The organism is Paenibacillus sp. FSL R5-0887 (assembly GCF_038002305.1).
Taxonomy (GTDB): domain Bacteria; phylum Bacillota; class Bacilli; order Paenibacillales; family Paenibacillaceae; genus Paenibacillus_AQ; species Paenibacillus_AQ odorifer.
In genome coordinates, this window is record NZ_JBBOCE010000002.1 from 565,303 (window position 1) to 577,951 (window position 12,649).

Consider the following 12,649-nt stretch of genomic DNA (forward strand, 5'->3'; position numbering starts at 1 on the left):
TTATTCATATGATTTCCTACCCTGAAAGTAATGAAACCATATCAAGCCTAACACTGCCATTACCATTGTACTAATAAGTATAGCAGGTACGGAATGAATAAGTTGCAGCTTCAATACTTCCGTTTCAATGAGCCCGTTGGGTTGAGCATAAAATAAGGGAAGTTGAATCATCCGCATCGACCAGGCCCACGGTATGTATAACCACACTTTATCGCCTACAATTGTTCCACCTACGATAGCTGCAATTAGCGTACCTGCACTACCCACCGTTAGAGAAAGTCCCATGCCTCCAGCATAACTTAAGATGAGATGAAAGATCATTAAGATTAGAGCAGTGCCTACTACCCAACAAGCTCCTTGCCAGAATATTAGATATTGTATCCGCTCTATATGCAAAATTTTTTTCATGCCCAGTATTAGAATTGATGTTGAACCGAATACGATCCATATCATCGCCAAGATTATGAACCCTAGTTTTCTTATATAACACTTCGGACGTGAAAGAGCACTTAATAGATTATAGAATCCCCCTGCCCCCTCCTCTAAACCACTCATTAAAGCAGAGAATAATCCTATCCCAACAGGCAACCCAAAGGCTATTAATGAAAAATAAGCATCATAGATGTGAAGCTGATCCGCACGCTGTGAAAAATACCAAAGTATCATCATCGGATATAGAACAGGAACAAGGAATATCAACCAACGAATTGCAGTGTGCTTAGTCATCAACCATTCAGCTTGTAATAGTCGGAGTATCACCATCTCTATCGCACCTCTCTTCTACTAAACCAGTAGCTAGTTAAGGTGAGGGTCACCAAAAAGAATACAAGCGACACCACAATTCCAGGTAAAATAACCGAAGAGTCTCTTAGAGCATCCTGTGCTGAAAGAGCCACACCATTGGGACGCACACCAACAATCGGACACATTAACCTTAAAGCCCAACTCCACGGAACATAAATCCATGAAGGTTGATCCGCTGCTAGTACACTCACAATCATCCCAAACAGACCTGCAAGAATAGATACTACCGCCCCAAATTGTTCGGCTAAGAATAGATAGATTGGAATCATCCCCAAAGAGGTCAACCAAACAACAATAGCGGCTGTTGTAATTTCAGATAAGGGTGCTGCACCCAAAGGAAACAAAAGACCAGATAGGTACATTACTGCAATAAGGAGCAGCGAAGACAGCAGCAAATAATATGACACCACAATTATTTTACTGAGCCAAAGTTTAGCGATACTAATTCCGTGACTGCTTAAGCTACGGTACCCTCCAGCCTTACGATCCTTGTTATTCGATAGTGTAGACAACAAAGCAGATCCTATGGTCATGAATAACAGCGGCCACCAATTAAATACCATTTCCATAAAATAGTGGTCTTCCGTTTGCAGGTTCTGTTGTGTGAAAAATGAAAATAGAAGAAAAAACAGTGGCACCACGACAATCAATTTTCTCGAAAATGTTCGTTTGAATTTAAGATTTTCGGATAAAAGATAGTGGATCATCTTGTTACCTCCTGTCTGTTCCGAGTCACGACTTCCATGAACAATTCCTCCAAATCATCACCAGGATATATTGCATTCTGATACCCTAGAACACCATTACTAATGATCCCAATATGATCGGCAATTTGCTCCACCTCATGAAGAATATGACTCGATAAGATGACGGTAATCCCTTGTGCAGGAAATGAGCGTATAAGCTCACGTAATTCCTGAATCCCAATCGGATCAAGCCCATTTGTCGGTTCATCCAGAATCAAGAGTCTAGGTTGATTTAACAAGGCGATCGCAATCCCGAGACGTTGCTTCATGCCCATAGAGAATTGTCCCGCTCTTTTTTTGCCTGTTGTTGTTAAATCAACAATTTCAAGAACTTCCCGAATCCGAGAATCCGGTAAGTTTAATATTGTCGTATGTACCTTCAAATTTTGGGCAGCAGTCAAATTCCCGTAAAGTGGCGGGGACTCAATCAGCGCTCCAATGTGTAGTAAATCCTTACGTGTCCATGGATGACCGTCAAATAAAATTTGTCCTGACGTCGCTCGAAGAATCCCTGTTATCATTTTTAGAGTCGTCGATTTACCTGCGCCGTTTGGGCCTAGCAGTCCATAAATCGAATTAGTTTTTACGGTTATGCTGATATCGCTAACCGCACGCTGCCCCCTGAAACTCTTGGATAAATTATTAGTTTGTAAAATATACTCTCCCATCCTACATCATCCTCTCATTTGCTATACGTTGATCATATATAGCAAATCTAAGGACTTTATAAGGTTTTACTGAGCTCAAATTATAAGGAATTATAACGAGCATAAAAAAAGCTCGGTTCAAATTTAACATTGAACCGAGCCTGTTGAATTTTTATCATCATGCTCTGCGAATTGTAAATTCAAAATCCATATCTAAGGATGGATTGATTTGATATTCATCAAGAACTGGAGCTCCCCAGCTGTCATCCCCGCCTACACCCATTTGACGTCCAGCAATGGTAACAACGGTATAGTGGACGTTCGGCAGCTCATAATGATGTGTCGCATTCTCCAGCTCCATTGCCGAGTAAGGCGAGATATTGGCTTCAACAGGGGCTGTAGCTGGTGCCGATATTATAATGCCTTGGCCATAATCGTTCTTAATCGATACTTCGCGCACACCTGTGCGGTTGCCCGATTCCTGCGGCACCAAATAGGACGACACATTGTCCACCGCATGATTCTGGAAGCGACACAATCTCGCCCCACACGCACGGTCGATATAATTTTCTTCCGGCCCATTTGCATACCAATTCAGCTGGTGATAATCCGCTGGCACCTTAAAGCTTAAAGCGAAGATCGGAAGCTTTGGTAAACCCGCTGCTCCATGGTAGCTTGATTTCACCTGTATGCTTCCATCGGAGAACACTGTGTAAGTTACACTTACACGTACCTCCTCTGATACACTAAGCTTATACACGTAAGTCACCGTCGCACGGTCTTTCTCCTCCACGAGTTCGAAGCTTAACGTTCTACGGGTCAAGCTTGCTGCATACCAAGGAGAAGAGTCGAAATGCATTCCTGCCCCCTTGTCATTGTCTGTCATTGCTCTCCAGAAGAGCGGTGCGGGCGGTGAAGAGATCATTTCCTGCCCTGAATATTTAACAGAAATTAATGTACCCGCCTGCTTTGAGAACATTACGGAGAAGTCACGACCATGTACACCAATATTCACATCTCCTTCAACCACGCGAAAATCATTCACGACAGATGTTATTTTAGCAACTGTTAAAGACTCCTCGGCTGACGTATTGGCCACTTGAAAAACATGCTGGCCAAAAGCGATTTCATAACCGCTATTCGCCCATAATGAATCTTCCTTCAGGACAAGTGAAACATCCAAGCTATACTCGCCAGACTGATTCTTGATATCGGGTAGATCAACTTCTACATATTTTTCCTCGCCTGGATTAACCTGAGCGAATAGAGTTCCACGCTGGATGACCCTACCCTCATAGTTCAGAGCGTATTGTAATTCATAAGCATCCAAGCCCACAAATAAGTTTTCATTTCTGATTGTAAAACCCTGACTGTCCGGGAGCAGCTTGACGTTCTGATACAGAAATTTCACTTCCTGCATTTTTGGCGACCATCTCCGATCCGCATACACAATTCCGTTACCGGAGAAGTTGTAATCGGTTGAACGGTCATCAAAGTCTCCTCCATAAGCCATGAAGGGCTTACCGTATCGATCATTTTTTATAATCACCTGATCCATATAATCCCAGATAAATCCACCCTGATACATTGGATACTTCTGTTCTAGCTCTGTGTATTTATGCAGTCCCCCGACGGAATTACCCATCGCATGCATGTATTCACAGCTAATATATGGCTTTAACGGATCTTCTGTTAAATATCTTTCAATATCTGCCGCTTTCGCATACATGCGGCTTTCCATATCGCTCGAATCATCATATTCACGGTTATGGAACACCCCTTCATAATGAACCAAACGAGTAGGATCCTTCTCTCGAAAATAATTGGCTACGTTCAAAATTACTTCTCCTGCAAAAGATTCGTTCCCACAGGACCAAATTAGAATGGAGGGATGGTTTTTGTCTCTCTCTACCATGGAAATCGCACGATCCATCACGATATCCTGCCATTCAGGCTTATTGCCGGGGATGTTCCAAGACGGCTCAACTGCCCCCATTTTCTGCCATGATCCATGCGACTCTAAATTCATCTCGTCAATGACATAGACTCCGTATTCATCACACAACTCATACCAGAGCGTCATATTCGGATAGTGCGAGGTCCGCACAGCGTTGATGTTCGCCTGCTTTAAGGTTTTTATGTCCCATAGCATATCTTCTTTTGTAATGCTGCGTCCAAAGCGCGGATTAAACTCATGTCGGTTGACGCCTTTAAATACAATACGTTTGCCGTTTAAGTGCATAATCTTATCTATCATTTCGAATTTCCGAAAACCAATTTTTTGCGGCACAACTTCTACAAGATCCCCGGATGCGTTGTAAACAGAGACGTAAAGGGTATACAGATTAGGAGCTTCTGCGCTCCACAGCTGCACCTTTGTTGCCGCAAGCGTAAGCGAAAGGGAATCTCCTGAAACTTCACTTTCCCCACTAGCTACAAGATTACCTGCTCTATCCTTTAGCTCAAGGAGCACTTTTGAGGCAGAATTACCTATCAATTGCATGACAGCCGTCAGCGTTCCTTGCTCAAACTTTTCATCCAAATCGGTTTGAACGTGGAGATCCCGCACATGAACATCCGGCACGGTGTATAGATACACCTCACGAAAGATTCCCGAAAAGCGCCAGAAGTCCTGATCCTCCAACCAACTCCCCGTGCTGCGCTGATAGACTTCGACCGCCAGCTTATTTTCACCTTCCGTCAAGTACGATGTTAAATCAAATTCACTCGGTGTAAAGCTATCTTCGCTATAGCCAACAAATTCCCCGTTTAGCCATATATAAAAAGCCGATTCAACTCCTTGAAAAGATATATACACCGGACGTTGCTCCCAGCCCGCAGGAACTTCAAAATATTTGACATAGCTGCCTACAGGATTGTGGTCCTCAGAGATCATTGGAGGTCTAAGATGCTCATGACCGTCCCATGGATACATCGTATTCACGTACTGTGGCTGTCCATAACCCTGAAGTTGGATATGACCGGGAACTTTAATATCCTTCCAGCCTCTGCAAGACACGTTCTCCTTATAAAAATGAACCTGTCGTTCCATGGCATTTTGGGCATAGCTAAATTTCCAGCTGCCGTTCAGGCTGTGGCGCCAGGGCATTTCTCCAAGCGCTTCGGCTTCATTTTTCGTTTGGTAATATCGATGGTCAGAATGCGCGTGCACTCTGCCTATTGCATAAATGGAAGGGTCTGATAACCATTCCAGACTTGGAGTGAGGTTTCGTTCAACCTGCTGCTTCATCTATATTTCCTCCTCTATTCATAACATGATCGCTAACTTATTTAACCGAACCTGTCATCCCAGCTACAAATTGCTTTTGCATCATGAAAAACACTAGTGCTGTCGGCAAGGTTGTAATGACAATCGCAGACATGATCAGACCATAGTCAGGGGCATAACCTGAGCCTAGATTCGAGATAAGAAGAGGCACAGTCATATTTTCTGGTGATTGCAATACGATCAAAGGCCACAGATAATTGTTCCAGCTGTTTAAAAATGTGATAATCGCTGCGGCGGCGTAAGTTGATTTCATCGTTGGCATATAAATGCGGAAGAACAAACCAAATTCCGAAAGACCATCGATGCGCCCAGCCTCCATCATATCCTTAGGAAACATTTTTGTACTTTGACGAAAGAAGAAAATTAGAAATGCTGTTGTAAATGTCGGAAGAATGACCGCCGATGCTGTATCGATGCCCAGAAAAGGCACTACACTAGATACTTTTGCGAACATTTGAAATAGAGGTACCATGATCGCCGCAAATGGAATCATCATTGAAGCAAGTAAAATATTGAATACGATATCTTTACTCCGGCTGCGGTACATTTCAAAACCATATCCAGCCGCCGATGCGACTAGCAGTGAAAGCACAGTAGTCACCACAGAGATTTTTGCAGAGTTCCAGAGAGCCTGCCACATATCCACTGAACTAAATAGATTGTTTATATTTTTCACTAAATGTGCACCCGGCAACAATGTTCCTTTGGTTACATCAACCGACTGGTTCGTGGCGCTTATAACCATCCAGATAAATGGAAAGATAGAGATCAGCGCAGCGATGATTAGAAAAACGTAAGTAAACATGCGTTTGGTTTTCATTATCTCTTATCCCCTCCTACTTTGTTCTGAATAAGCGTCAGAATGAGCACCATTACAACAATCGAATAGGAGACGGTTGCAGCGTATCCAAAGTTAGGTGTGTATTCAAAGGAAAGGTTATAAATATATTGGGAAATCGACATGGTTGCATTGCCGGGTCCACCTTTCGTGATGTTAACCACCTCGTCAAACAACTGAAGGGTACCAATGGTCGATGTGATCGTCGTGAACAAGATAATCGGCTTCAATAGGGGAATTGTAATTTTGAAAAATTGTGTAAATGCACTCGCACCATCTATATGAGCAGCCTCATATATTGATTTGTCGACATTTTGCAGTGAGGACAAATAGAAAATCATATTATAGCCAGTAAAGCGCCAAGTGATAGCGATAATGATAGTGACTTTGGCCCAGAAGGGGTCAGTAATCCATTGAATCGGTTCGCTGATTAGATGCAGATTCACCAGAAATTTATTGACGATACCTTCGGCTCCAAACATGTACTTGAAAACAACGGAGTAGGCTACAAGTGAAGTTACCGTTGGCAGAAATATGGCCGTTCTGAAAAACCCTTTAAATTTCAGTCTTTCGTCATTTAGCAGCACAGCGATAAAGAGCGCCAGCACCAGCATAACTGGGACCTGAATAATCAAGTAAATAAAAGTGTTTTTGACGGCTGTAAGGAAAGTGGTGTCGCTAAACAGCCGAATATAGTTATCAAGGCCGGTAAAATGAAGATTGTTGCCTCTACCTGTCTTGAAGGATAGAATTAAGGCTTGAATCATTGGATAGAAATAGAAAATACTGATCATAATTACCGGCACAATAACGAATAACCAACCTGTCAGATGGATCTGCCGTTGACCCTTAGAGCTTTTATGTCTTTGAGAGCTTAGCCCTGGCTTTACATTTTCCACTCCACTTCACACCCTTCTGTCTGATTTATTAGAGATGAAAGCCCCTGCTACCCATCCTTCTGTAGAAATCCAATTTACAGGAGAAGTAGAAGCAAGGGCTTAGATTGTACAGCCTAAGTGTGATTAGCGAACTTGGGTATCTGCTTGCTTCTGGGCATCTTTCAGAACAGTATCTACATCTTTTCCACCAAGATAAGATTGCACTGCTACAACCATAATGTCCTCTATTGCGTAAGTGTTCATGCCGTAGTTGACGTTAGGAATTTGCTCGGTCCATGCCGCAAAATCTGATACAACCTTTTGACCTTTGAAAAATTCATCCGCTGCTGAATAAGCTTCTCCGCTTGCCGCAGCTTTTAAAGTGCCGATAACACCAACTTTTGTATTCAACGTCTGATACAAATCAGCATCAGAAGCAAATGTTTTTGCAAGGAACTCCGCAGCGGCTTCTTTACCATCTACATTCATTACATACCAGGAGCTGCCCCCAAGGTTAGATGCATGGACGGAGCCTGCTGTTGCTGCCAGCTTAGGAAGTGGAGCTACTGCCCACTTACCGGATTGGGAAGCTTCGGCTTTAATTGAAGGGGTAATCCAGTTACCCGTCGGCACGGTTGCCACTTCACCACTATTAAATGCGCCTACAAATTGGCTCCAGTCTGAGTTAACTTTCACGATGCCGGAATCCATCATTTCTTTGTACAATACAAGTGCCTCTTTCAAAGCAGCGTTGTCTGCAATGGTCGGAGTCTGACCGTCTTCACCTGTATACCATGCACCCGCCGATTGAATCATGACCCGGATAAGTCCAAGATCATTGGGATCCAGTGTGATCATGCTTTTGCCGGTTTTTTCTTTTACAGCTTTACCGATCTCGATATATTGCTTCCAGTCGATATCCTGTAGTGCATCCAGGCTGTAGCCTGCTTGCTCAAGATAGTCTGTCCGTACATACATTCCAGTCACACCAGAATCAAACGGAACACCGTATTGCTTGCCGTCAACACTGGTCGGGCCAATCTTATAATCCGCAAAATCAGCGGCTTTTACAACATCAGTCAATTCATAAAAGGAATCCGGATACGCTTGTAAAAAGCTTTGCGCACGGTAATCCTCGATCAATACAATGTTAGGAAGACCCTTCGTAGATCCAGAGTTCAGCCCTGTGTTCAGCTTTTGCACGATATCAGCCTGCGCGTTCTCTACGACGTTTACCGTTATGTCTGGATTGACTTTCGCATAAGCTTCTTTGGCAACATTCATGGCTGCAATGTTAAACGCTGGGTCCCAAGCCCAAACTGTGATTTCTTGTGGCTTACTGCTACCTTCGCTTCCGGAGTTGCCCGTTTCGTTTTTCGTTCCACCTGAGGAACATGCCGAAAGTAGAACCACACTAGCCAGCATCACGGATAATAATTTTTTCACTTCGTAACCCCCTTGTTAATCTGTAAAATAATAAAGATGGAAGCGTTTTCTCTGCTACAATTCCATATTATCATTTTGTATTCGCTTTCTTTGGCAGTATCTTTGTTAGCTTTGGTGTTATTATTGGATTCTATTTTCCCTCTGAGATCGACACTGGTACTAATTTTAGATTTTTGTAAATTTTTTAGCCTTTTAACAATGGAAGCGTAATTATGATCTTCGTACCTTCATTTCGTTTGCTTGTAATGTTAATACCGTAACTCTCTCCGTACAGCAATTTGATTCTGTCATCCACATTCCGTATACCGATCCCGGAGAACAATTGGCGTTTGTGCTTCGAGGCTGGCAACTGTTCTTCTTTCAGAAAATTAGGATCAAGGTCCATCCCGTCACCATTATCTACAACTTCACATACAAGCTGATCTTCCTGAACAGCGATCATGATTAGAATTCTTCCCTCATCTTTAAGATTGAATGCATGAAAGAACGCATTTTCGATAAAAGGCTGCAGAATTAGCTTTGGCATATGATAATCCAAGCTTTCAGGCTCCACAAAATAATTCACGCGGATCTTCTCGCCGTACCTTACATGATTGATATATACATAATGCTTCAGCGATTCTAATTCCTGACTAACAGGTATAGTGGATTGAACATCACTGACAGTATTTTGCAGGAGTGAGATTAGCGAATTTATCGTGCCAGCTGCTTTTTCCTTGTTGCCCTGTTGCACCAGAAATTTGATAGAAGCCAGTGTATTGTATAAAAAATGGGGATTGATCTGCATTTGAAGGGCGGCCAGCTCCGCATTACGCTGCTGCTTCTGGGTCTCCATCAACCGATCAACATAATCATGTAGGGAATCAAGCATAAAATTAAAGGCATTGCCTAGCTCCTTAACTTCATAACTACTAGTGGCGACATCCACGTGGTTATCGAATCCTCCCTTAGGAATACTCGACATCTGTTCAACGAGTACACGCAGGGACTTCGTCATTTTCCTTGTAATTAAAAATACAATAATAAGCGAAATGGCTACGATAGCCATGATCGTCAACGACACTGCTTTGGCATTAACCATCTGCCCGGTCACAGCTTTTTTATCGATCAGATTCACCAAATAAACATCAAATTCAGGCAAGTATTCCGAGAATACTACCCGTTCATTCCCCATCACATAGACAGATTCTCCATTGTCTCCTGTGCTCTGTTCATCAACTACTTCTTGAAGCAGCTGTTGATCGTTCAGTCCAATCAGCTCTGTCCTGTTGCTGGATACAATTTGCCCTTTTGCATTCAGCAATACAACATCATTACCTTCACTCGTAAAATTGGCATAGAAGGCCTTGAAATCGCTATCACGAATTGCAATGTACATAGTGCCATAGATACTGCCGGTCGAATGATCAAATAGAGCTTTAGAAGCCACTAACATGATCTCTTTCTTATGGGTTTGACCATCCTCTTTTTGATAAAGCTGGTACAGAATTTGCTGCGGATGAGCCACTGTCGCTTTCGTAATCGGGTGGTTCTTCAATTCTTCAGCAGTAGCAGACCAATACCAAGGGTCAGTTGAGTAACTTCTGCCATTCGCACCTACAATCATAATCCCCACATCAAAAGCACTTAGGTTGGAGCGGACTGCCCGCATGCTTTCTGTCATCTGGTAGGTTTTGATAGCGAGTGTCAATGAATCCGTCTCTCCCCCAGACAAATAGCTGCGGATGGCACCTTTCTGAGCTGTCATTGTAGCACCCGTAGCTACAACGTTGTTGTAGGACTCCAAGTTTGTCTTCATCTGATTTAGTAGTTTGCCATTCGTTATGCTGAAGGTCTTTAAGAATAAATTTTCTGACATACGGATGGTAATAGACAAAGTCAGCAGGGATACAGCAACAATGCTTATGAGGGTCACAAGAAAAAGCTTAAGAAATAGGCCCTGCTTTCTAATCTTGTTAATGATAGTTCCAATCATGGTCGCTCTACGTCCCGTCTTCGGTACTGGCTCGGAGAAATACCAGCCTGTTTCTTAAACACTTTAGTAAAATAACTCTGATCCGAATACCCCACACTAGCGCTGATATCAGAAATTGTTTTTTCCGTCGTCACGAGTAACTCCATGGCTTTCTCCAACCGGACCTTGTTCAAATATTCATTAAATCCTTCACCATTCTGAGCAGTGAAATGGCTCGATAAATAAGAAGCGTTGAAATGAAACTGCCGCGCAACCCCAGTCAACGTGATGGGATCAGCGTAATGAGTCTGAATGTATTCAAGCAATCGGGTCATATTGGGATTGATCGTTAGGTTCGTCTCACCAATCGCACGTTCAGCTTCGCGAATAAAGGCTTCAGCAACAGCGATTGCGTCCCCGGCATACATCGCTTCATCTATTTTTCGAAAGAAGTCGTATTTGGATGCCTCCAAGCCTCCAGTCTCGTACTTCATTTTTCCAAGTGTGGTCGCTACGTTAAATATGAAATTCCCCAATAACGATTTGAATTCGAAAATATCGGTCCTATAATCCATCGAACGGAGATGAACATATTCCAGAAATCCAGTAAATGCCTTCTGGTATTGCTTACGTTTCAGTTGTTCCATTAATTCGCCCATATCATATTCCTGATAGGTTCTCGGAAGGCTGGGCAAATGATCGTTTTCAATTAAGCTTCGATCCGGCAAGTAGAAACTGTATCGTGTAAGCTTTAAATAATTGTCTCGATAAATCTCTCCCAGCTTATTAAAATCCGTAAAGCTTTGGCTGATAACGAAATGTGTTTCTCTCGCCCAATGATCCATTTCCGAGACCAGATATCGAAGCTCTATAACAAGCTCGTCCCACTGTTCCGGGTTTGCATTAAGCAAATAAATAACTGAATCATTGACAAACTTCAACCGAATAAACACTGTATCACCCAAAGGGAGCGTACTAAGCCCTTTTTCTATTTTCTGTGTGAAAGTTAACCTGTCCCCAGAATCTTTAATATGTCTCATATCCGCTCCGAAGAAAGCGAATAGTGGGTGTGGAAACTTCGCATGAAGCAAAGCAGGTTCAAGCCCAGACTCATATCCGGTCATAAGCTTCTCGATAACTAGCAAAATTTGCTTTTCGCCAGGATCCGTTCCTTGATCGGACATCTCCATCCCTACCAATTTAGCAGTGGTTTTATTTAAGATGGATAACAAATAGTCAGCTTCCAGCTTTGGCTTCAGAATGTAGTCCGCTACCCCACTTTGAAATGTGGATCGGACATAATCGTATTCACTGAAACTACTTAAGACGATTACTTCAATATGAGGGTATTTCTCCTTAACAATCTTAACCAGTTTCTCTCCGCCCATGATTGGCATAACAATATCTGTAATGATGATATGTGGGCTGACCTCATCCATCATATTTAGTGCTTCAAGCCCGTTAGCAGCCTCACCAACAATTCGATACCCTTCATTCTCCCAATCCAAAAGATGTTTGATTCCTTGTCTTACTAGCATCTCGTCATCAACAATCATAATTTTGAATATTGGTTTCATTTCTTCCCCCTTGTAACCGTTTTCTTTCCATTTGTTAGTATACAATACATCCAACAAGGAGCAAGCTTCTAGACAAGTAAAGCCGTAAGCTTACTTAAAAATTGTTCATTCCAAATCATATGCCCCACCGACAAATATGGTCAACCTCTCATTTTTCATCCCATGAAATATTCTTAAATTTAAGTAAATAACTTCTAGATGATACAACAAAAAAAGCTGCGATAATTGCAGCTTTTTTGTTAATGAAACAATAATCCAAATAAATTATTTATTGGCTTATAGATAAAAATAATAAGAAACAGCGGACTGGGGATGTTCAATTTTAACAACGAGCAGAAGGTCGCACCTAGACCCAAAATCCAAAAAATAAAATATATGCTAAGATCAGGCACTCGGCGCTTTCGCATTAATTTAGGCAAATCAAGTGCCATACAACCTACAGCAATCACCAAGAATAACAGTACTAGCAT

General features: G+C 42.4%; 10 protein-coding genes. All 10 read right to left on the reverse strand.

Annotated features, from left to right (window positions below; all coding sequences use genetic code 11):
• On the reverse strand, positions 1–762 hold the full coding sequence (locus MKY14_RS20335) for a lantibiotic immunity ABC transporter MutG family permease subunit (protein ID WP_340977194.1): 762 nt from the start codon (positions 760–762) through the stop codon (positions 1–3).
• A gap of 2 nt (positions 763–764) precedes the next feature.
• Positions 765–1,511 carry a lantibiotic immunity ABC transporter MutE/EpiE family permease subunit gene (locus MKY14_RS20340; protein WP_340977196.1) on the reverse strand — a complete coding sequence of 249 codons (747 nt, stop codon included), beginning with the start codon at positions 1,509–1,511 and terminating at the stop codon, positions 765–767.
• Positions 1,508–2,218 carry a lantibiotic protection ABC transporter ATP-binding protein gene (locus tag MKY14_RS20345; protein WP_248547803.1) on the reverse strand — a complete coding sequence of 237 codons (711 nt, stop codon included), beginning with the start codon at positions 2,216–2,218 and terminating at the stop codon, positions 1,508–1,510. The genes MKY14_RS20340 and MKY14_RS20345 overlap by 4 nt, the downstream gene beginning before the upstream one ends.
• 157 nt (positions 2,219–2,375) lie before the next feature.
• Entirely contained in the window at positions 2,376–5,447 is a 3,072-nt protein-coding gene (locus tag MKY14_RS20350) for a glycoside hydrolase family 2 TIM barrel-domain containing protein (protein ID WP_340977198.1), read from the reverse strand.
• A gap of 37 nt (positions 5,448–5,484) precedes the next feature.
• Entirely contained in the window at positions 5,485–6,306 is an 822-nt protein-coding gene (locus MKY14_RS20355; protein WP_076185385.1) for a carbohydrate ABC transporter permease, read from the reverse strand.
• Positions 6,306–7,118: a carbohydrate ABC transporter permease gene (locus MKY14_RS20360; RefSeq protein WP_232061505.1), complete on the reverse strand. Its 813-nt coding sequence runs from the start codon at positions 7,116–7,118 to the stop codon at positions 6,306–6,308. Before MKY14_RS20360 ends, MKY14_RS20355 begins: the two co-directional genes overlap by 1 nt.
• Positions 7,119–7,346: 228 nt before the next feature.
• A complete protein-coding gene (locus tag MKY14_RS20365; protein WP_076125404.1) occupies positions 7,347–8,648 on the reverse strand; it encodes an ABC transporter substrate-binding protein in 1,302 nt (433 codons plus the stop codon).
• 184 nt (positions 8,649–8,832) lie between these two features.
• On the reverse strand, positions 8,833–10,623 hold the full coding sequence (locus MKY14_RS20370; protein ID WP_076192957.1) for a sensor histidine kinase: 1,791 nt from the start codon (positions 10,621–10,623) through the stop codon (positions 8,833–8,835).
• Positions 10,620–12,179, reverse strand: coding sequence for a response regulator transcription factor (locus MKY14_RS20375; protein WP_340977200.1), 1,560 nt, complete (start codon positions 12,177–12,179; stop codon positions 10,620–10,622). The genes MKY14_RS20370 and MKY14_RS20375 overlap by 4 nt, the downstream gene beginning before the upstream one ends.
• Positions 12,180–12,418: 239 nt before the next feature.
• Positions 12,419–12,649, reverse strand: coding sequence for a hypothetical protein (locus MKY14_RS20380; RefSeq protein ID WP_076218299.1), 231 nt, complete (start codon positions 12,647–12,649; stop codon positions 12,419–12,421).